The 20,018-nt window shown below is 67.2% G+C and carries 18 protein-coding genes; 16 read left to right on the plus strand and 2 right to left on the minus strand.

Annotated features, from left to right (window positions below; genetic code table 11):
• Positions 1 to 3: 3 nt before the first annotated feature.
• The 9 genes from ubiB to AC1Q6V_RS02240 all read left to right on the plus strand — a co-directional run bounded on the left by ubiB (position 4) and on the right by AC1Q6V_RS02240 (position 9,566).
• On the plus strand, positions 4 to 1,581 hold the full coding sequence (gene ubiB, locus AC1Q6V_RS02200) for a ubiquinone biosynthesis regulatory protein kinase UbiB (RefSeq protein ID WP_010813941.1): 1,578 nt from the start codon (positions 4 to 6) through the stop codon (positions 1,579 to 1,581).
• A 32-nt stretch (positions 1,582 to 1,613) separates the two neighbouring features.
• The gene (locus tag AC1Q6V_RS02205; RefSeq protein WP_454749228.1) at positions 1,614 to 2,234 is read left to right on the plus strand and encodes a methyltransferase domain-containing protein; all 621 of its coding nucleotides are present in this window, start codon (positions 1,614 to 1,616) and stop codon (positions 2,232 to 2,234) included.
• A gap of 293 nt (positions 2,235 to 2,527) precedes the next feature.
• Complete coding sequence (locus AC1Q6V_RS02210; protein WP_010813939.1) at positions 2,528 to 3,964, plus strand: high affinity choline transporter 1; 1,437 nt, start codon at positions 2,528 to 2,530, stop codon at positions 3,962 to 3,964.
• Positions 3,965 to 4,128: 164 nt separating this feature from the next.
• Positions 4,129 to 4,473, plus strand: coding sequence for an FmdB family zinc ribbon protein (locus AC1Q6V_RS02215; RefSeq protein WP_010813938.1), 345 nt, complete (start codon positions 4,129 to 4,131; stop codon positions 4,471 to 4,473).
• A gap of 14 nt (positions 4,474 to 4,487) precedes the next feature.
• A complete protein-coding gene (locus AC1Q6V_RS02220) occupies positions 4,488 to 5,201 on the plus strand; it encodes a DUF502 domain-containing protein (protein ID WP_010813937.1) in 714 nt (237 codons plus the stop codon).
• Between the two features lie 66 nt (positions 5,202 to 5,267).
• The gene (gene aspS, locus AC1Q6V_RS02225; RefSeq protein WP_011614526.1) at positions 5,268 to 7,076 is read left to right on the plus strand and encodes an aspartate--tRNA ligase; all 1,809 of its coding nucleotides are present in this window, start codon (positions 5,268 to 5,270) and stop codon (positions 7,074 to 7,076) included.
• Between the two features lie 212 nt (positions 7,077 to 7,288).
• A complete protein-coding gene (locus AC1Q6V_RS02230; protein WP_439671249.1) occupies positions 7,289 to 8,200 on the plus strand; it encodes a hypothetical protein in 912 nt (303 codons plus the stop codon).
• Between the two features lie 98 nt (positions 8,201 to 8,298).
• Positions 8,299 to 8,787, plus strand: coding sequence for a dihydroneopterin triphosphate diphosphatase (gene nudB / locus AC1Q6V_RS02235; RefSeq protein WP_058697892.1), 489 nt, complete (start codon positions 8,299 to 8,301; stop codon positions 8,785 to 8,787).
• Entirely contained in the window at positions 8,784 to 9,566 is a 783-nt protein-coding gene (locus AC1Q6V_RS02240) for an endonuclease/exonuclease/phosphatase family protein (protein ID WP_010813933.1), read from the plus strand. The genes nudB and AC1Q6V_RS02240 overlap by 4 nt, the downstream gene beginning before the upstream one ends.
• A 2-nt stretch (positions 9,567 to 9,568) precedes the next feature.
• Here the strand turns inward: AC1Q6V_RS02240 and mobB are convergent, their stop codons facing one another.
• The gene (gene mobB / locus AC1Q6V_RS02245; RefSeq protein WP_010813932.1) at positions 9,569 to 10,084 is read right to left on the minus strand and encodes a molybdopterin-guanine dinucleotide biosynthesis protein B; all 516 of its coding nucleotides are present in this window, start codon (positions 10,082 to 10,084) and stop codon (positions 9,569 to 9,571) included.
• A gap of 92 nt (positions 10,085 to 10,176) precedes the next feature.
• Between mobB and clsB the strand changes: the two genes are divergently transcribed.
• On the plus strand, positions 10,177 to 11,520 hold the full coding sequence (gene clsB / locus AC1Q6V_RS02250; RefSeq protein ID WP_037025323.1) for a cardiolipin synthase ClsB: 1,344 nt from the start codon (positions 10,177 to 10,179) through the stop codon (positions 11,518 to 11,520).
• Here the strand turns inward: clsB and AC1Q6V_RS02255 are convergent.
• Positions 11,514 to 11,789: a hypothetical protein gene (locus tag AC1Q6V_RS02255; RefSeq protein ID WP_041687143.1), complete on the minus strand. Its 276-nt coding sequence runs from the start codon at positions 11,787 to 11,789 to the stop codon at positions 11,514 to 11,516. The genes clsB and AC1Q6V_RS02255 overlap by 7 nt on opposite strands.
• A 92-nt stretch (positions 11,790 to 11,881) precedes the next feature.
• Between AC1Q6V_RS02255 and AC1Q6V_RS02260 the strand changes: the two genes are divergently transcribed.
• The 6 genes from AC1Q6V_RS02260 (at position 11,882) to AC1Q6V_RS02285 (ending at position 19,939) form a co-directional block, all read left to right on the plus strand.
• On the plus strand, positions 11,882 to 12,472 hold the full coding sequence (locus AC1Q6V_RS02260; RefSeq protein ID WP_026201385.1) for a TetR/AcrR family transcriptional regulator: 591 nt from the start codon (positions 11,882 to 11,884) through the stop codon (positions 12,470 to 12,472).
• A gap of 76 nt (positions 12,473 to 12,548) precedes the next feature.
• A complete protein-coding gene (locus AC1Q6V_RS02265; protein WP_010813929.1) occupies positions 12,549 to 14,336 on the plus strand; it encodes an acyl-CoA dehydrogenase C-terminal domain-containing protein in 1,788 nt (595 codons plus the stop codon).
• A gap of 76 nt (positions 14,337 to 14,412) precedes the next feature.
• Positions 14,413 to 16,836 (plus strand): 3-hydroxyacyl-CoA dehydrogenase/enoyl-CoA hydratase family protein, encoded by a 2,424-nt coding sequence (locus tag AC1Q6V_RS02270; RefSeq protein WP_454749229.1) that lies wholly within the window; start codon positions 14,413 to 14,415, stop codon positions 16,834 to 16,836.
• A gap of 21 nt (positions 16,837 to 16,857) precedes the next feature.
• Positions 16,858 to 18,057, plus strand: coding sequence for an acetyl-CoA C-acyltransferase (locus AC1Q6V_RS02275; RefSeq protein WP_454749253.1), 1,200 nt, complete (start codon positions 16,858 to 16,860; stop codon positions 18,055 to 18,057).
• Positions 18,058 to 18,174: 117 nt separating this feature from the next.
• Positions 18,175 to 19,131 (plus strand): DegV family protein, encoded by a 957-nt coding sequence (locus tag AC1Q6V_RS02280; RefSeq protein WP_454749230.1) that lies wholly within the window; start codon positions 18,175 to 18,177, stop codon positions 19,129 to 19,131.
• Positions 19,132 to 19,162: 31 nt separating this feature from the next.
• Positions 19,163 to 19,939: an enoyl-CoA hydratase gene (locus tag AC1Q6V_RS02285; RefSeq protein ID WP_010813925.1), complete on the plus strand. Its 777-nt coding sequence runs from the start codon at positions 19,163 to 19,165 to the stop codon at positions 19,937 to 19,939.
• Positions 19,940 to 20,018 lie beyond the last annotated feature (79 nt).

A 20,018-nucleotide genomic window follows, 5' to 3' on the forward strand; every position in this document is an offset into this window, starting at 1 on the left:
CGAATGACCCGCCTCCTGCGCCTTGGCAAGATTCTCTTCGTCATCCTCTATTACGGCCTGGACGAGCTGGTGCTCTCGGGCTTCAGCAGCCGCAGGATCCGCTTCCTGGTACGCGTCATCACCATCGGGCGCAAGCTCGAGATGCCGCGCGGCGAGCGCCTGCGGCTGGCGCTGACGCGGCTGGGCCCGATCTTCGTCAAGTTCGGCCAGGTGCTGTCGACCCGGCGCGACCTGATGCCGGCGGACATTGCCGACGAACTGGCCAAGCTGCAGGACCAGGTGCCGCCGTTCGATTCGGTGGTGGCGGTGAAGATCATCGAGCGCGCGCTGGGGCGGCCGCTGGACCAGCTGTTCGAGACCTTCGAGCACCAGCCGGTGGCCAGCGCCTCGATCGCACAGGTGCACTTCGCCACGCTCAAGGGCGGCCCCTGCCACGGCCGCGAGGTCGCGGTGAAGGTGCTGCGCCCGGGCATGCTGCCGGTGATCGACAGCGACCTGGCGCTGATGCGCGACATGGCCACCTGGCTGGAACGCTTCTGGGCCGACGGCAAGCGCCTGAAGCCGCGCGAGGTGGTGGCCGAGTTCGACAAGTATCTGCACGACGAACTCGACCTGATGATCGAGGCGGCCAATGCCAGCCAGCTGCGCCGCAACTTTGCCGACACCAGCCTGCTGCTGGTGCCCGAGGTGTTCTGGGACTGGTGCAGCAGCACCGTGTTCGTGATGGAGCGCATGCACGGCATCCCGATCTCGCGCACCGAGTCGCTCAAGGCCGCCGGCGTGGACATGCACCAGCTGGCGGAAGAGGGTGTCGAGATCTTCTTCACCCAGGTGTTTCGCGACGGCTTCTTCCATGCCGACATGCACCCGGGCAATATCCTGGTGTCGGTGCAGCCCGAGACCTTCGGCCGCTATATCGCGCTGGACTTCGGCATCGTCGGCGCGCTGTCCGAGTTCGACAAGAACTACCTGGCGCAGAATTTCATCGCCTTCTTCCGGCGCGACTACCACCGCGTAGCACTGCTGCACGTGGAGTCCGGCTGGGTGCCGCCAGACACCCGTGTCGAAGAGCTGGAAAGCGCCGTGCGCGCCTGCTGCGAGCCGTACTTCGACAAGCCGCTCAAGGAAATCTCGCTGGGCATGGTGCTGATGCGCCTGTTCCAGACCTCGCGCCGCTTCAATGTCGAGATCCAGCCGCAGCTGGTGCTGCTGCAGAAGACGCTGCTCAATATCGAAGGCCTGGGCCGCCAGCTCGACCCCGACCTGGACCTGTGGAAGACCGCCAAGCCTTTCCTGGAGCGCTGGATGCACGAGCAGGTGGGCTGGAAGGGCGCCTGGGAGCGGGTCAAGGTGGAGGCGCCGCTGTGGGCCAAGATGCTGCCCGACTTCCCGCGCCTGGCGCACCAGTTCCTGGAGCGGCGCGCGCTGACCAGCAACGGCGAGCAGGACAAGCTGCTGGCGATGCTGGTGGTGGAGCAGCGCCGCACCAACCGGCTGCTCGGCACCGGGCTGCTGTTGCTGGGCGGCTTTGTCGCCGGCATCGTGCTGACGCATGTGCTGGGCTGGGCGGGCTACTGGTAGCGCACCCAGGCTGATCCATCTTTGAGGTGACCATGAGCGACCCTGCCAAGCCCGTGCCGACCTTCGCCACCCGCAACGCCGCCGACCCGGCATTCTGGGACGAGCGTTTCGAACAGGGCTTCACGCCCTGGGACCAGGGCGGCGTGCCCGAGGAATTCCGGCAGTTCATTGAAGGCCGTGCCCCATGTCCGACCCTGGTGCCAGGCTGTGGCAACGGCTGGGAGGCCGCGTGGCTGTTCGAGCGTGGCTGGCCGGTGACGGCAATCGACTTCTCGCCGCAGGCGGTGGCGTCGGCGCGGCAGACTCTGGGGCCGGCGGGGGTAGTGGTGCAGCATGGCGATTTCTTTGCCTTCACGCCGCAGCCGGCGTGCGAGCTGATCTACGAACGGGCCTTCCTGTGCGCGCTGCCGCCGGCGATGCGGGCCGACTATGCCGCCCGGGTCGCGCAACTGCTGCCGCCGGGCGGCCTGCTGGCCGGCTACTTCTACCTCGGCGAAAACCGCGGCGGGCCGCCGTTCGCGATGCCGGCCGAGGCGCTTGACGCGCTGCTGGCACCGGCCTTCGAGCGACTTGAGGACCGGCCCACGGCCGCGCCGCTGCCGGTGTTCCAGGGGCAGGAGCGCTGGCAGGTCTGGCGCCGCCGGTCCGGCTGAAGCAGCCGCCGGCCAGCCCTTGTGGCGCAGGCGATGCTCCGCGTGGCGCATTTGCGCCAGCGGGGAATTTTTTTCGCCCACGCTGGTCTGCGTCGCTATAATCCGCGTTTTGATTCGGCTACGACCGCAGCCCCGGCCGCGTTTTCCGCCCAGCGCGAGAACTCCAGGCAGCTCGATATGCGGCCCCGACCGATGAATTGGACTCCGGGCAGATGCGCGCAAGCAACGTGCACTCATGCGCCGCCCGGCATTCGGTTTCTCGCCACAAGGGCACTTCTGCATAGGGCAGCGGCATGCTGATCTGGTTCGTCATCATCTACTGGGTAATCTCGGTCGGCATCGGCCTGTGGGCGGCGCTGCGCGTACGCAACACCACCGATTTCGCCGTCGCCGGGCGCAGCCTGCCATTCCATATCGTCACCGCCACCGTCTTCGCCACCTGGTTCGGCTCGGAGACGGTGCTGGGCATCCCCGCCGTATTCCTCAAGGAAGGCCTGTCGGGCGTGGTCTCCGACCCCTTCGGCTCGTCGCTGTGCCTGATCCTGGTGGGCCTGTTCTTCGCCCGGCCGCTGTACCGGATGAACCTGCTGACCATCGGCGACTACTACCACAACCGCTATGGCCGGCTGGCCGAGGTGCTGACCACGCTGTGCATCGTGGTGTCCTACCTGGGCTGGGTGGCGGCGCAGATCAAGGCGCTCGGGCTGGTCTTCTATACCGTCTCGGACGGCGCGCTGTCGCAGGAGGCCGGCATGATGATCGGCGCAGCCAGCGTGCTGGTCTATACGCTGTTCGGCGGAATGTGGTCGGTGGCCATCACCGACTTCATCCAGATGATCATCATCGTGATCGGCATGCTCTATATCGGCTACGAGGTCAGCGGCCAGGCCGGCGGCGTCACGGCGGTGGTGTCGCACGCGGCCGCGGCCGGCAAGTTCGAGTTCCTGCCGTCGCTGGATTTCATACAGATCATCGGCTTCGCGGCGGCGCTGTTCACCATGATGCTGGGCTCGATCCCGCAGCAGGACGTGTTCCAGCGCGTGACCTCGTCGCGCACCGAGCAGATCGCCGGGCGCGCCTCGGTGCTGGGCGGCGTGCTGTACTTCTGCTTCGCCTTTATCCCGATGTTCCTGGCGTATTCGGCCACGCTGATCGACCCCGGCATGGTGGCCAGGTACATCGACACCGATTCGCAGCTGATCCTGCCGAAGCTGATCCTGCAGCACGCACCGATGTTCGCCCAGGTGATGTTCTTCGGCGCGCTGCTGTCGGCGATCAAGAGTTGCGCGTCGGCCACGCTGCTGGCGCCGTCGGTGACCTTTGCCGAGAACATCCTGCGCCCGTACTTCCGCCACCTCGACGACCGGCAGTTCCTGCGCGTGATGCAGACCGTGGTGCTGGTATTCACCGCGCTGGTGACGCTGTTCGCACTTAACTCGCACCTGTCGATCTTCCATATGGTCGAAAATGCCTATAAGGTCACCCTGGTCTCGTCCTTCGTGCCATTGGCCTTCGGCATGTTCTGGAAGCACGCCACCCGCCAGGGCGGGCTGGCGGCGATCCTGCTGGGCCTGTCCTCCTGGCTGACCTGCGAGCTGGCCTTTGCCGATGCCGTGGTGCCGCCGCAAATGGTGGGCCTGCTGTTCTCGATCAGCGGCATGGTGATCGGTTCACTGCTGCCGCAGTGGATTGCAGATCACGCGCCGGTCAAGGAAGTGCATATCGCCTGACGGCTCGGGGTCTGCCACCCCCTCATTTCCGGCGATCAGGCGGCCCCGGAACGGTTTATAATTCAAGGCTTTGCATCGTCGCACGGGAATTTCCCGCGGCCGCCATGGCCCGCGCCGATGTCCGCCTTTGTACCAATTCCGAAGTTTTCTCGCGAAATAACACCATGCCGATCTATGCCTACCGTTGCGACGCCTGCGGCCACGGGCGCGATGTGCTGCAGAAAATGAGCGATGCCCCGCTGACGGACTGCCCGTCGTGCGGCACCGCCGGCGCGTTCAAGAAACAGCTGACCGCTGCTGGTTTCCAGCTCAAGGGCTCGGGCTGGTACGTGACCGACTTCCGCGGCGGCAGCGCCGGCGCGCCGGCAGCGACCGGTGCCGCTGGTGGCGCCGCTGCAGCGGCGGCCAGCACCCCGGCGGCGGCTGAATCGCCGGCCAGTCCTGCCTCGTCCGCTTCGGCCACGCCCGCGGCAGCCGGCGGCTGCGGCAGCGCCTGCGCCTGCCATTGAGCCGGACCCGCCCCGTGGTTGCCAAGAAGACTTCCGCCCTGAAAACCTGGTTCCTGACCGGGCTGCTGGTGCTGGTGCCGCTGGGCATCACGCTGTGGGTGCTCAGCCTGATCATCGGCACGATGGACCAGAGCCTGGCGCTGCTGCCCGAGGCCTGGCGCCCGGACCGGCTGATGTTCGGCAAGCGCGTGACGGGCCTGGGCGCCATCCTCACGCTGCTGGTGATCCTGCTGGTCGGCCTGCTGGCGCATAACTTCATCGGCCAGCGCCTGGTGCGCTGGTGGGAAGCGCTGCTGGGCCATATCCCGGTGGTGGGCCCGATCTACACCAGCGTCAAGCAGGTCTCGGACACGCTGCTGTCGTCCTCGGGCAACGCCTTCCGCAAGGCGCTGCTGGTGCAGTACCCGCGCGAGGGCTCGTGGACCATCGCCTTCCTGACCGGGCGCCCCGGCGGCGACGTGCAGAACCACCTGCAGGGCGAATACGTCAGCGTCTACGTGCCGACCACGCCGAATCCGACCTCGGGCTTCTTCCTGATGATGCCCAAGGCCGACACCATCGAACTCGACATGACCGTCGACGCCGCGCTCAAGTACATCGTCTCGATGGGCGTGGTGGCACCGGCGGAATTGCCGCGCAAGAACGGCAGCATGTCCCGGCCGGCAGCCCCGGCCAATCCGGCCGGCAGGGCCAGCAGCGAGGAAACGGTCGAGACGACCGATCCTTAAGCATCCAATCTGATCACGGGCCGCCCGATGTGCTTCGGGCGGCCGCGTTTTACCGGGAATCTCCTTATGTCCTCCATGCGTACTCACTACTGCGGTCTGGTGACCGAACAATTCTCGGGCCAGGAAGTGGCCCTGACCGGCTGGGTCCAGCGCCGCCGCGACCATGGCGGCGTGATCTTCATCGACCTGCGCGACCGCGAAGGCCTGGTGCAGGTGGTGTGCGACCCGGACCGCCCCGAGATGTTCAAGGCCGCCGAAGAGATCCGCAATGAGTTCTGCATCCGCGTCACCGGCAAGGTCCGTCCGCGCCCGGCCGGCACCGAGAACGCCAACCTGACCTCGGGCAAGATCGAGGTGCTGTGCCATGAGCTGACCGTGCTGAACCCGTCGGTCACGCCCCCGTTCCAGCTCGACGACGACAACCTGTCGGAAACCACGCGCCTGACGCACCGCGTGCTGGACCTGCGCCGCCCGCAGATGCAGTACAACCTGCGCCTGCGCTACAAGGTGGCGATGGAAGTGCGCAAGTTCCTCGATGCGCAGGGCTTTATCGACATCGAGACCCCGATGCTGGGCAAGAGCACGCCCGAAGGCGCGCGCGACTACCTGGTGCCGTCGCGGGTCAACCCGGGCCATTTCTTCGCGCTGCCGCAGTCGCCGCAGATCTTCAAGCAGATGCTGATGGTCTCCGGCTTCGACCGCTACTACCAGATTACCAAGTGCTTCCGCGACGAAGACCTGCGCGCCGACCGCCAGCCGGAATTCACGCAGATCGACTGCGAGACCTCGTTCCTGACCGAGCAGGAGATCCGCGACCTGTTCGAGGACATGATGCGCACGGTGTTCAAGAACGCCATCGACGTCGACCTGGACGCCAGGTTCCCGGTGATGGAGTTCCGCGAGGCCATGGCCCGCTTCGGCTCGGACAAGCCTGACCTGCGCGTCAAGCTGGAATTCACCGAGCTGACCGAGGTGATGAAGGACGTCGACTTCAAGGTGTTCTCGAGCCCCGCCAACAGCGACAACGGCCGCGTGGTCGGCCTGCGCGTGCCGGGCGGCGGTGCGATCTCGCGCGGCGAGATCGACGCCTACACCCAGTTCGTCGGCATCTACGGCGCCAAGGGACTGGCCTGGATCAAGGTCAACGAAGTGGCCAAGGGCCGCGACGGCCTGCAATCGCCGATCGTCAAGAACCTGCACGACGCCGCCATTGCCGAGATCCTCAAGCGCACCGGCGCCCAGGACGGCGACATCATCTTCTTCGGCGCCGACAAGGCCAAGGTGGTCAACGACTCGATCGGCGCGCTGCGCCTGAAGATCGGCCACTCTGACTTCGGCAAGGCCAACGGCCTGTTCGAAGACACCTGGAAGCCGCTGTGGGTGGTCGACTTCCCGATGTTCGAGTACGACGAGGAAGACGCGCGCTGGGTGGCCATGCACCACCCGTTCACCAGCCCCAAGGACGAGCACCTGGAATACCTGGAGACCGACCCGGGCAAGTGCCTGGCCAAGGCCTACGACATGGTGCTGAACGGCTGGGAAATGGGCGGCGGCTCGGTGCGGATCTTCCGTTCGGACATCCAGAGCAAGGTGTTCCGCGCGCTCAACATCAATGACGATGAAGCCCGCGCCAAGTTCGGCTACCTGCTGGACGCGCTGCAGTACGGCGCGCCTCCGCACGGCGGCCTGGCCTTTGGCCTGGACCGCATCGTCACGATGATGGCCGGCGCCGACTCGATCCGCGACGTGATCGCCTTCCCGAAGACCCAGCGCGCCCAGGACCTGCTGACCCAGGCCCCGAGCTCGGTCGACGAGAAGCAACTGCGCGAACTGCACATCCGCCTGCGCGCCACGGAGCCCAAGCCGACGGCCTGAGTTGCCTGAAGTCCGCAAGGAAGCCGCGCGATTGCGCGGCTTTTTTGCTTTATGCGCAACGTCTGGCCGCCTGCGCTGTGAGGCGCGCGGCGCATTGGTTTCGATTTGTTACCGGTCGGAACGAAGGGCGCCGCGGCGGGGTCTGCTCTCTTTGACACGTAATTTGCCGAGCGGCCTCGCAATGAAGGCTTCCGGCACTCGGGAGGAAATTCGTGACCCTGGATATCGACCTGATCCGCCAGTTCCTGCTGGCCCATGACCAAACCATCCTGACCTGGCTGGTGGCCGGACTGGTGATGATGCTGCTGGCGCGCTTCGAGCTGCGCCGCGCCGTGCGCCGCTCGGCGCAGGCCATGTCTGAATCGGTGGCCACCACGGTGGCCGCCTGCGTGCCCGACATCGCCCATGCGGTGCAGTCGGCCGCGCCCGCCGCGGCGGGCGAGCCGGTGGAAATGCAGCGCGCCGAAGCGCTGCGCCGGCTGGCGCTGGATACCGTCGGCGTGGTCATGACGCGCGGGCGCTGGCTGGACGAGCTCGGCAACCTGCGCCTGGCCGACGACGCCTTGCTGGCCGGCCAGCGCGCCGACGGCGCCGACCCGCTGCTGGTGGTGGCGCCGCAGCCGGTGGTGCAGGCCTACCTGGATGCGCAGCGCGTGTTCGAGGACGAGGCCGCGCAGGTGCAGGCACTGCGCCGCGACGCCCAGCGCGTGCAGGAGGCGCTGCAGGCCCTGGACGCCGAGGTTGCCCATATCGAGCAGGAAACCGGCAGCATCGTGCTGCGTTTCGAGCAGGTCAACGCGCAGGCGGCGCAGGGCATGGATGGCGGCGATTACCAGCGCTTCCTGATCCAGAAGTACAACTCGCTGGGACAGCGCGAGAAGGAAATCGCGCTGGAGCGCACGCGGCTGCAGGGCGAGGTCCGGCACCGCGCCGACGCCCTGGCCACGCACGCGCATGGCGCGTCCAAGCGCTACCGCCAGGCGCTGGCGCCGCTGATGGACCAGCTGCGTGCGGCCTGGGGCCACGGCGATTCGCCCCAGGTGTTCGACACCTGGCAGCGCACTGCCGCCGACGAGCCGTACCTGGCACCCCGTGCCACCTATGGCGCGCGCAGCGCCGCCTGAAGGCCGCCGAGGGTCGACCCGGGCGTGCGCCGCCACGCTTTCGCGTGGCAACGTGGCACGGCTGCGCTATCCTTGGGTTTGTCCTTTCGCCCAGACCCATGTCCTACAAGATCCCGGAATCCGTGCTGGTGGTGATTTACACGCCAGATCTTCAAGTCTTGCTGCTGGAACGCGCCGATCGCCCGGGGTTCTGGCAGTCCGTGACCGGCAGCCTCGACACCCTGGACGAACCCCTGGCCCTGACCGCCGCGCGTGAAGTGGCCGAGGAAACCGGCATCATCGCCGGCGAGCACCAGCTGACCGACTGGGCCCACACCATCCAGTACGAGATCTACCCGCAGTGGCGCCACCGCTACGCCGAAGGCGTCACGCGCAATACCGAGCACTGGTTCGGGCTGCGCGTGCAGGAGGCGCTGCCGGTGACGCTGGCGCCACGCGAACACCTGCAATACCAGTGGCTGCCGTGGGAGCAGGCGGCGCAGCAATGCTTTTCCAGCAGCAATGCCGAGGCCATCCGCCAGCTCGCCTGGCGCGCGGCCGGGGCTGGCGCTGGCGAGCGGCAGGCGGTATACGGAGCGCAGCCATGAAGCTGCGCGTGGTCACCTACAACATCCACAAGGGAGTGACCGGCATCTCGCGGCGCCCGCGCATCCAGAACGTGCGCGCCGGCCTGCATGCGATGGATGCGGACATCGTCTTCCTGCAGGAAGTGCAGGACCGCAACGACCGGCTGGTGGCTGCGGCGCTGTTCGATCCGGAGCATACGCAGCTCAACTACCTGGCCACTGACGCCTATCCGCACTCGGTCTACGGCCGCAACGCGGTCTATGACTACGGCCATCACGGCAACGCGATCCTGTCGCGCCACCCGATCCTGATGTCCGAAAACCTGGATATTTCCGACCACCGCTTCGAGCAGCGCGGGCTGCTGCATGCGGTGGCGGATGTGCACGGGGTGGAAACGCACCTGATCTGCGTGCATTTCGGCCTGTTCGCGCGCAGCCGCGTGCGCCAGGCCGAGGCCCTGGTGGAGCGTGTGCGCAACGTGGTGCCCGCGGGCATGCCGCTGGTGATCGCCGGCGACTTCAACGACTGGAACCACCGGCTCGATGCGCAGATCTGCAATACGCTGGGCGCGGTCGAGGCCTCGCACGCGCGCGGTGCGCGGCTGCATACCTTCCCCAGCCATATGCCGTGGTGGCAGCTCGACCGCATCTATGTGCGCGGCTACGAGATCGAGCGCGCGCATGCGCTGACCGGCCGCGACTGGGCGCAGCGCTCGGATCACGTGCCGCTGGTGGCGGAACTGGGGCATCCGCGGGGCGAGCTGGCCATGCCCGCGGAGCCCGCCGGCAAGGCCGCCTGAATTCAGCGCGCGCTGTCCGGATAGTCGCGGATGAAGGCGAACACCGCCTGCGGGTCGTTCAGGTCCAGCACCGGCAGCGCGGTCATGGCGGCCACTGCGGCAGGGTCGTCGCTTGCCACCGCCACCACGCCCGGCACCTCGTCCCACAGCGGCGTGCGCCCCAGTGCCGGGCGATATACCTCCAGCTTGGGAAAATCACTGCGCTTGTAGCCCTCCACCAGCACCAGTTCGGTGTCGGCCGGCAGCACGGCGAGCGCATCGTCCAGTTCGGGGGAGGGCACCGCTTCCGGGTAGTGGCGCATCAGCGTCAGGTGGCGCGCGCCGACCAGCACGACATTGGCGCAGCCGGCCTCGCGCATGCGCCAGGAGTCCTTGCCGGGCGTGTCGGGGTCAAAGCCGTGATGGGTATGCTTGACGCCGGCCACGCGCAGGCCGGCGGCGACGAAACAGGGGATGAGCTGGTCCAGCAGCGTGGTCTTGCCGCTGCCGGACGATCCGGTAATGCCGAATACCTTCACAATGGGTTCCGTGGGGGCGTCAGTCGTCGCTTGCCCGTCGCTGGCTGCGCGGGCAAGCATCAGTCTCGACGATAGCAGAGATGCGCCTGCCAATGTGCGCGCGGCGCCTTGCGCCCGGCAATCTGTCCGATAATCACGGCATGTCACGGATCTCCCACTCCGCTCATGCCGACACCCGCGCGCACGACCCCGCAGCGGCCGGCGACCACGCGCCGCGCCGCCACATGCTGCGCTGGACCTGGCGCCGCGGCAAGCCCACCACCGGCAATGCGGTGCGGCTGCTGCACGGCGGCCAGGACTTCTTCCCCGCGCTGATCGCCGCCATCGACCAGGCCGCGTTCCAGGTGATGCTGGAAACCTACATCTATGCCAATGACGAGGTCGGCCGCGCGGTCAGCGACGCGCTGATCCGCGCCGCCGCGCGCGGCGTGACCGTGCGCGTGACCGTGGACGGATTCGGCGCCGGCGACATGCCCGCCGAGCTGGCCGCGCGGCTGCGCGCCGGCGGCGTGCAACTGCGCGTATTCCGCATGCTGCGCGGCTTCCGGCTGGCGCGGCGCCACCTGCGCCGGCTGCACCGCAAGCTGGCGGTGATCGACCGGCGCGTGGCTTTTGTCGGCGGCATCAATATCATCGACGACCACAACCACGGCCCGTTCGAAGGCGCCAACCTGGGGCCGCGCTATGACTTCGCGGTGCAGGTCGGCGGCCCGCTGGTGGACGGCATCGCGCTGTCCGCCGAGCGGCTCTGGTGGCGCTTGTCGCTGCGCGATATGCACGGCACCGAACGCGCCGCCGCGGTGGCCGACTACCCGCTGGTCACCGACCTGCCGCCGCGCCCGGAAGCCGCGGGCGGCGTACGCGCCGCGCTGCTGCTGCGCGATAACCTGCGCAACCGCCGCACCATCGAGCGCGAATACCTGCGCGCGCTGGGCGCCGCGCGCCACGACGTGATCCTTGCCAACGCCTACTTCCTGCCTGGCCACAAGATGCGGCGCGCGCTGCTGGCCTGCCGCGCGCGCGGCGTGCGCGTGCGGCTGCTGCTGCAGGGGCGGGTCGAATACCGGCTGCAGCACTACGCCACCCATGCGCTGTATGCCTCGCTGCTGGAGGCCGGCGTCGAGATCTACGAGTATGCCGAGAGCTTCCTGCACGCCAAGGTGGGCGTGGTCGACGAGACCTGGGCCACGGTCGGGTCGAGCAATATGGACCCGTTCAGCCTGCTGCTCGCGCGCGAAGCCAACGTCGCCGTTTATGATGCGGCCTTCGCCGCTGAACTGCGCACCGCGCTGGAATACGCCATTGCGCACCGCAGCGTGCGCGTGATGCCCGAGGTGCATGCGCGCCGCTCGCCGCTGCACCGGCTGGCCAACTGGGCGGCCTATATGCTGCTGCGCCTGGGTGTCGTCATTGCCGGTGTCGCGGGGCGCTATTGAACGACAGCCGCGAACGCGGTGTGCGTTTGCTGCCATGCGGCAGGGCGCTCGCTGCAACCGGTCGCGGCGCAAGCCATGACCGACATGACGGACATGCTGCATTGCAGTCCGTTTAGAAACAGCGGTCTAATTAAAAGCTTGATGGTCGGCTGCTGCGCCAGAATAATCTGAACGACCGTTCTTTTTTGGCTTAGACTGCGTGCATTCGCGGTATGCACCGGCAAATCCGCCGGTTCGGCCGCAAGCAAATAATGCAACGTCAGGGTCATACGCGGGGCCGCAGCAGGGCCCCGCAGAACGGAGAAAAAACATGCGACACCAGTCAGCCCGTCTCGAATCCGCCGCCGCCTCCCCCGCGCCAATGCGCAAGGGTGAAATGACGCGCGTGGCGATTCTGGATGCCGCACTGGAATTGTCGTCCCGCGACGGGCTCGAAGGTCTGACCATCGGGCTGCTCGCGGAACGCATGCAGATGAGCAAGAGCGGTGTCTTCGCGCATTTCGGTTCGCGCGAAGACCTGCAGGTGGAGGTGGTGCGGGAGTATCACCGCCGGTTCGAGCAGGAGGTGTTCTATCCCTCGCTGCAGGAGCCGCGCGGCCTGCCCCGGCTATGGTCGATGGTGCGGCGCTGGATGGAGAAGCGCATCCAGGAAGTGACGACTGGATGCATCTACATCAGCGGCGCCGTGGAGTACGACGACCGTGCCGGCAGCCTGGTGCGTGACGAGCTGGTCAAGAGCGTCACCATCTGGCGGGCAGCGCTCACGCGCGCCATCAACCAGGCGCGGGAGGAAGGGCACCTGCGCGCGGACTGCGATCCGCGCCTGATGCTGTTCGAGATGTACAGCCTTGAACTAGGCTTGCATCATGACGCCCGTTTCCTGCGCCTGCCTGACAGTGCCGAGCTTGCCATGGTCGCGCTCAACAAGCTGATTCAGTCTTACCGTACCTGAGGTCGCCCCGGTCGGACCGTATCGCGCAAGCGGGACGGGCGGCGTGGCGGCATCGCACAACTCCAAGGAGTCTCAGATGGGCCAGTACACCGCACCGTTGCGCGACATGCAGTTCGTGCTCCATGAACTGCTCGGCGCCGAAGCCGAACTCAAGGCGATGCCGCCGCACGCGGACATCGACGCGGACACCATCAACCAGGTTATCGAGGAAGCCGGCAAGTTCTGCTCGGACGTGGTGTTCCCGCTCAACCAGGTGGGCGACCGCGAAGGCTGCACCTACGTCGGCGACGGCGTGGTCAAGGCTCCCACCGGCTTCAAGGAAGCCTACCAGCAGTATGTCGAGGCCGGCTGGCCGGCGCTGGCGTGCGATCCCGAGTTCGGCGGCCAGGGCCTGCCGATCGTGATCAACAATGTGGTCTACGAGATGCTGAACTCGGCCGGCCAGGCCTGGACCATGTACCCGGGCCTGTCGCACGGCGCGTACGAGGCGCTGCACGCGCACGGCACGCCAGAACTGCAGCAGACCTACCTGCCCAAGCTGGTCTCCGGCGTGTGGACCGGCACCATGTGCCTGACCGAGCCGCACTGCGGCACCGACCTCGGCATCCTGCGTTCCAAGGCAGAGCCGCAGGCCGACGGTTCCTACCTGATCTCGGGCACCAAGATCTTCATCTCGGCCGGCGAGCACGACATGGCCGAGAACATCATCCACCTGGTGCTGGCACGCCTGCCGGACGCGCCGGGCGGCACCAAGGGCATCTCGCTGTTCGTGGTGCCCAAGTTCATCCCCGATGCCAACGGCAACCCGGGCGAGCGCAACGGCATCAAGTGCGGCTCGATCGAGCACAAGATGGGCATCCACGGCAACGCCACCTGCGTGATGAACCTGGACGGCGCGCGCGGCTGGATGGTGGGCGAGCCCAACAAGGGCCTGAACGCCATGTTCGTGATGATGAACGCCGCGCGCCTGGGCGTGGGCGCGCAGGGCCTGGGGCTGACCGAAGTGGCGTACCAGAACTCGCTGGCCTACGCCAAGGACCGCCTGCAGATGCGCGCGCTGACCGGCCCGAAGGCGCCGGACAAGCCCGCCGACCCGATCATCGTGCACCCGGACGTGCGCCGCATGCTGCTGACGCAGAAGGCCTACGCCGAAGGCGGCCGCGCCTTCAGCTACTGGACCGCGCTGCAGATCGACCGCGAGTTGTCGCACCCTGACGAAGCCGTGCGCAAGCAGGCCGGCGACCTGGTCGCGCTGCTCACGCCGGTGATCAAGGCCTTCCTGACCGACAACGCCTTCACGTCCACCAATGAGGGCATGCAGGTGTTCGGCGGCCACGGCTATATCGCCGAGTGGGGCATGGAGCAGTATGTGCGCGATGCGCGCATCAACATGATCTACGAAGGCACCAACACCATCCAGGCGCTGGACCTGCTGGGCCGCAAGATCCTGGGCGACATGGGCGCCAGGATGAAGGCCTTCGGCAAGATCGTGCAGGAATTCGTTGAAGCCGAAGGCACCAACGAAGCCATGCAGGAGTTCATCAACCCGCTCGCCGACATTGGCGACAAGGTGCAGAAGCTGACCATGGAAATCGGCATGAAGGCGATGGGCAATGCCGACGAGGTTGGCGCTGCCGCGGTGCCGTACCTGCGCGTGGTGGGCCACCTGGTGTTCTCATACTTCTGGGCCCGCATGGCCAAGATCGCGCTGGAGAAGGAAGCGAGCGGCGACAAGTTCTACACCGCCAAGCTGGCCACGGCACGCTTCTACTTTGCCAGGCTGCTGCCGGAAACCGCCGCCGAGATCCGCAAGGCGCGCGCCGGTTCGGCCACGCTGATGGCGCTGGACGCAGACCTGTTCTGAGTCGACTCTACCCGTCGTTCCCGGCCGGGAACGACGGCTTCGCATCTGTCTAACGCTCACTAATCCAGGAGCGAGCATGTCCAATTTCATCGTCAAGAAGGTCGCCGTGCTGGGTGCCGGCGTCATGGGGGCGCAGATCGCCGCCCACCTGATCAATGCGCGCGTGCCGGTGGTGCTGTTCGACCTTCCCGCCAAGGAAGGCCCCAAGAACGGCATCGCGCTGCGCGCCATCGAGAACCTGAAGAAGCTCTCGCCCGCGCCGCTGGGCATTAAGGAAGAGGCCGGCCTGATCCAGGCGGCCAACTACGAGGACGACATCGCGCTGCTCAAGGAATGCGACCTGGTGATCGAGGCGATCGCCGAGCGCATGGACTGGAAGCACGACCTGTACAAGAAGGTCGCGCCGCACCTGGCCTCGCACGCGATCTTCGCGACCAACACCTCGGGCCTGTCGATCACAGCGCTGTCCGACGGGTTTGATGCGGACCTGAAGTCGCGCTTCTGCGGCGTGCACTTCTTCAACCCGCCGCGCTACATGCACCTGGTGGAACTGATCCCGACCGCGACCACGCAGCCGCAGATCCTCGACCAGCTGGAAGCCTTCCTGACCACCACGCTCGGCAAGGGCGTGGTGCGCGCCAAGGACACGCCCAACTTCATCGCCAACCGCGTCGGCATCTTCTCGATCCTGGCCGTGTTTGCCGAAGCCGAGAAGTTCGGCATCCCGTTCGACGTGGTCGATGACCTGACCGGCTCCAAGCTGGGCCGCGCCAAGTCCGCCACCTTCCGCACCGCGGACGTGGTCGGCCTGGACACCATGGCGCACGTGATCAAGACCATGCAGGACACCCTGCACGACGACCCGTTCGCGCCGGTGTACAAGACCCCGGCCGTACTCAAGGGCCTGGTCGACGCGGGCGCGCTGGGCCAGAAGACCGGTGCCGGCTTCTACAAGAAGGAAGGCAAGGCCATCAAGGTGCTCGACGCCAAGACCGGCCAGTACGTCGATGCCGGCAAGAAGGCCGACGAGATCGTGGTGCGCATGCTGAAGAAGGATGCGGCCGAGCGCATCAAGCTGCTGCGCGAGTCGACCAACCCGCAGGCGCAGTTCCTGTGGGCGGTGTTCCGCGACGTGTTCCACTACATCGCCGTCTACCTGGAGCAGATCGCAGGCTCCGCCGCCGACATCGACCTGGCGATCCGCTGGGGCTTCGGCTGGAACTCGGGTCCGTTCGAAGACTGGCAGTCGGCCGGCTGGAAGCAGGTGGCCGAGTGGGTCAAGGAAGACGTGGAAGCCGGCAAGGCGCTGTCGGCCGCGCCGCTGCCGGCATGGGTATTCGAGGGCCCGGTGGCAGAGAACCAGGGCGTGCACGCCGCTGCCGGTTCGTGGTCGCCGGCGACGCAGTCCTTCGTCGCGCGCAGCAAGCTGCCGGTGTACCAGCGCCAGGCATTCCGTGCCGCGATCAAGGGCACTGCCGCGGCCGATCCGCGCAAGGCCGGCCGCACCGTCGAAGAGAACGACGCCGTGCGCATCTGGGTGAGCGAAGGCCAGGACGACGTGCTGGTGGTCTCGTTCAAGAGCAAGATGAACACCATCGGGCCGGACGTGATCGACGGCCTGACCCGCGCCATCGACCTGGCCGAAGCCGGCTACAAGGGGCTGGTGGTGTGGCAGCCGACTTCGCTGCAGCTGGGCGCACCGGGTGGCCCGTTCTCCGCCGGCGCCAACCTGGAAGCGGCCATGCCCGCCTTCATGATGGGCGGCGCCAAGGGCATCGAACCGTTCGTGAAGAAGTTCCAGGACGGCATGATGCGCGTGAAGTACGCCTCGGTGCCGGTGGTGTCCGCGGCGTCCGGCATTGCGCTGGGCGGCGGCTGCGAGCTGATGCTGCATTCGGCTTCGCGCGTGGCCGCGCTGGAGACGTATATCGGCCTGGTCGAAGTGGGCGTGGGCCTGGTGCCGGCCGGCGGCGGCCTGAAGGAAGCCGCGCTGGCGGCCGCGCGCGCGGCGCAGGCCGCGGGCAGCACCAACATCCTGCAGTTCCTGACCAGCCGCTTCCAGAGCGCGGCCATGGCCAAGGTCTCGGCCTCGGCGCTGGAAGCGCGCCAGATGGGCTACCTGCAGCCGTCCGACAAGATCGTCTTCAACGTGCACGAGCTGCTGTACGTGGCGCAGAACGAAGTGCGCGCGCTGGCCAGCGCCGGCTACCGCGCGCCGCTGCCGACGCTGGTCCCGGTGGCCGGCCGCTCGGGCATTGCCACCATCAAGGCATCGCTGGTCAATATGCGCGACGGCGGCTTTATCTCGGCGCACGACTTCCTGATCGCCAGCCGCATCGCCGAGGCGGTGTGCGGCGGCGACGTCGAGGCCGGCTCGCTGGTGAGCGAGGACTGGCTGCTGGCGCTGGAGCGCAAGGCCTTTGTCGACCTGCTCGGCACCGGCAAGACGCAGGAGCGCATCATGGGCATGCTGCAGACCGGCAAGCCGGTGCGTAACTAACAGGGCAAGCGAGGAACCGACATCATGAAACAACTGCAAGACGCATATATCGTTGCGGCCACCCGCTCGCCGATCGGCAAGGCCCCGAAGGGCGCGTTCAAGAACACGCGCCCGGACGACCTGCTGGCAACCATCCTGAAGGCTGCCGTGGCGCAGGTGCCGGACCTGGACCCGAAGCTGATCGAAGACGCCATCGTCGGCTGCGCGATTCCTGAGGCGCAGCAGGGCCTGAACGTGGCGCGCATCGGTGCGCTGCTGTCGGGCCTGCCCAATACCGTGGGCGGCATCACCGTCAACCGCTTCTGCGCCTCGGGCGTGAGCGCGGTGGCGATGGCTGCCGACCGCATCCGCGTGGGCGAGTCCGACGTGATGATCGCCGCCGGCGTGGAATCGATGAGCATGGTGCCGATGATGGGCAACTCGCCGTCGATGTCGCCGGAGATCTTCACCCGCGACGAGAGCGTGGGCATCGCCTACGGCATGGGCCTGACCGCCGAGAAGGTGGCGCAGCAATGGCAGGTCAGCCGCGAGGACCAGGATGCGTTCTCGCTGGCCTCGCACCAGAAGGCCATCGCGGCGCAGCAGGCCGGCGAGTTCAAGGACGAGATCACGCCGATCGAGATCGTCGAGCGCTTCCCCGACCTCGCCAGCGGCCAGGTGAACGTGAAGTCGCGCACGATCTCGCTGGACGAAGGCCCGCGCCCGGAGACCTCGCTGGAAGGCCTGGGCAAGCTGCGCCCGGTGTTTGCCAACAAGGGCAGCGTCACCGCCGGCAACAGCTCGCAGACCTCCGACGGCGCCGGCGCGCTGATCCTGGTCTCGGAAAAGATCCTCAAGCAGTTCAACCTGGTGCCGCTGGCGCGCTTCGTCTCGTTCGCGGTGCGCGGCGTGCCGCCCGAGATCATGGGCATCGGGCCCAAGGAAGCGATTCCGGCGGCGCTGAAGGCCGCGGGCCTGACCCAGGACCAGCTCGACTGGATCGAACTGAACGAGGCCTTTGCCGCGCAGTCGCTGGCGGTGATGCGCGATCTGCAACTGGATCCGGCCAAGGTCAACCGCATGGGCGGCGCGATTGCGCTGGGCCACCCGCTCGGTGCGACCGGTGCGATCCGTTCGGCCACGGTGGTGCACGCGCTGCGCCGCCATAACCTGAAGTACGGCATGGTGACCATGTGCGTTGGCACGGGCATGGGCGCCGCAGGTATCTTCGAGCGCGTCTGAACGCGCCTGCGGGACGGTCCCTCGGGACTGTCCCGCCCTTCTGCATCAGGTGAAGAAAGCAGTAACCGGGGGCTGCCGCCCGCGACGCGGGTCACCAGGTAGGGAGGAGACAATAATATGCAGGAGACAGCCATCCTGGCCGATGCCGCGTGCGATCTGCCGCGCGACGTCATGGCCCAGCTGAAGGTCCACACGATTCCGTTCCGCATCCGCGCGGGCGAACACTTTGTCGCCGATACGCGCGATGAAGACGCGCTGCCCACGCTCTACCAGCAATACCTGATCGGCCGCCAGGACCACTACGCCGAATCGATCCCGCTGCTCGAGCGCGAGCTGGAAGAACACCTGCTGCGCAACGTGGTGGCCCACTGCGACCGCGCCATCCTGTTCACCATTGCCAGTTCGCGCAGCAAGCTGTATGCGCATGCCACCGGCGCGGTGATCGGCACCGTGGCGCGCAGCGTGCGCCTGCGCAAGGAAGCCGGGCGCACGGGCCTGTTCGACCTGACCGTGGTCGACACCGGCGCGATCGGGCCGGGCCAGGCGCTGATCGTGCGCGAAGCCGCGCGCATGGCCGCCGCCGGCGCCAGCCCGCAGGCGGTGCGGGAAGCGGTCGAGACGCGCCTGCGCGATGCCGCCCATATGTTCCTGGTGCCCGACGAGCTGCTCTACATGTACACGCGCGCGCGCCAGAAGGGCGAGGGCAGCATTACCTGGGGGCGCTATGTGATGGGCAGCGCCTTCAATATCCGCCCGGTGGTGCGCATGCACCGCGGGCACACCGAGGCCATTGCCAGGGCGCGCGGCTCCGAGGAGGGTGCGCGCCGCGTGCTGCAGCATGCCGAGCAGTGCATCCGCGGCGGCGACCTGATGGTGCCGGCGATCTCGGTCTGCTATGCCGGCCCGCTCGATGACGTGCGCGCGATGCCGGCGTTCCAGTCGCTGGAGCGCACCGCGCGCGGACAGGGCGTGGCACTGATGCTGGCGCCGATGAGCCTGACGGTGGCGCTGAATGTCGGCGCGCGCGCGTTCGGGCTGAGCTATCTTTCCGAATCGCCGCCGCCTTTTGAATAAACCCAGCAATGCATCCACAGATGAGGACACCATGAGCATCCGCACCGGCATCGAGCAGGGCATCCTGACCATCGAGTTCGACCGCATCGACAAGAAAAACGCCATCACCGCGGCGATGTACCAGGCCATGGCCGACGCGCTGCGCGTGGCCGAGACCGACCGCAACGTGCGCGCCATCCTGCTGCGCGGCAAGCCCGAGATCTTTACCGCCGGCAACGACCTGGAAGACTTCATGCAGCGCCCGCCCACCGCCGGCGAAGGCGCGGAGCAGGCGCCGGTGTTCCAGTTCCTCTACCAGATCAGCCACGCCACCAAGCCGATCGTGGCAGCCGTCAGCGGTGCCGCGGTCGGGGTGGGCACCACCATGCTGCTGCATTGCGACCTGGTCTATGCGTCCGATACGGCCAAGTTGTCGCTGCCGTTCGTGCAGCTGGGCCTGTGCCCGGAGGCCGCCTCGAGCCTGCTGCTGCCGCGGCTGGTCGGCTACCAGCGCGCGGCCGAGAAGCTGCTGCTGGGCGAAGCCTTCAGCGCGCAGGAGGCGCTGGAGATCGGGCTGGTGACGCGGGTGCTGCCGGTGGCCGAGCTGCACGACTTTGCGTTGGAGCAGGCGCGCAAGCTGGCGGCCCTGCCGGCGTCGTCACTGCGCGAGACCAAGCGGCTGATGAAGGCGGGCGATGTGGCGGTGGTGGAAAAGCAGATGGCCGACGAGGGCGCGGTGTTCCGCAGGATGCTGGTGGCGCCGGAGGCGAAAGAGGCGTTTGCTGCCTTCTTCCAGAAGCGCAAGCCGGATTTTACGAAGTTCGAGTAAGGCCCACGCCTGTCCAATCCCGCTTGTTTTCTCCCCTCTCCCGCTCGCGGGAGAGGGGAGAAAACAGCCAGCAAGCGCT

The organism is Cupriavidus sp. GW823-FHT07B10, assembly GCF_058794355.1.

What these genes read in the sequence shown, in the direction of transcription:
- ubiB (WP_010813941.1), top strand. Translation starts at nt 4, where the DNA reads ATGACCCGCCTCCTGCGCCTTGGCAAGATTCTCTTCGTCATCCTCTAT.
- AC1Q6V_RS02205 (WP_454749228.1), top strand. Translation starts at nt 1,614, where the DNA reads ATGAGCGACCCTGCCAAGCCCGTGCCGACCTTCGCCACCCGCAACGCC.
- AC1Q6V_RS02210 (WP_010813939.1), top strand. Translation starts at nt 2,528, where the DNA reads ATGCTGATCTGGTTCGTCATCATCTACTGGGTAATCTCGGTCGGCATC.
- AC1Q6V_RS02215 (WP_010813938.1), top strand. Translation starts at nt 4,129, where the DNA reads ATGCCGATCTATGCCTACCGTTGCGACGCCTGCGGCCACGGGCGCGAT.
- aspS (WP_011614526.1), top strand. Translation starts at nt 5,268, where the DNA reads ATGTCCTCCATGCGTACTCACTACTGCGGTCTGGTGACCGAACAATTC.
- nudB (WP_058697892.1), top strand. Translation starts at nt 8,299, where the DNA reads ATGTCCTACAAGATCCCGGAATCCGTGCTGGTGGTGATTTACACGCCA.
- AC1Q6V_RS02240 (WP_010813933.1), top strand. Translation starts at nt 8,784, where the DNA reads ATGAAGCTGCGCGTGGTCACCTACAACATCCACAAGGGAGTGACCGGC.
- clsB (WP_037025323.1), top strand. Translation starts at nt 10,177, where the DNA reads ATGTGCGCGCGGCGCCTTGCGCCCGGCAATCTGTCCGATAATCACGGC.
- AC1Q6V_RS02255 (WP_041687143.1), bottom strand. Translation starts at nt 11,789, where the DNA reads ATGACCCTGACGTTGCATTATTTGCTTGCGGCCGAACCGGCGGATTTG.
- AC1Q6V_RS02260 (WP_026201385.1), top strand. Translation starts at nt 11,882, where the DNA reads ATGCGCAAGGGTGAAATGACGCGCGTGGCGATTCTGGATGCCGCACTG.
- AC1Q6V_RS02265 (WP_010813929.1), top strand. Translation starts at nt 12,549, where the DNA reads ATGGGCCAGTACACCGCACCGTTGCGCGACATGCAGTTCGTGCTCCAT.
- AC1Q6V_RS02270 (WP_454749229.1), top strand. Translation starts at nt 14,413, where the DNA reads ATGTCCAATTTCATCGTCAAGAAGGTCGCCGTGCTGGGTGCCGGCGTC.
- AC1Q6V_RS02280 (WP_454749230.1), top strand. Translation starts at nt 18,175, where the DNA reads ATGCAGGAGACAGCCATCCTGGCCGATGCCGCGTGCGATCTGCCGCGC.
- AC1Q6V_RS02285 (WP_010813925.1), top strand. Translation starts at nt 19,163, where the DNA reads ATGAGCATCCGCACCGGCATCGAGCAGGGCATCCTGACCATCGAGTTC.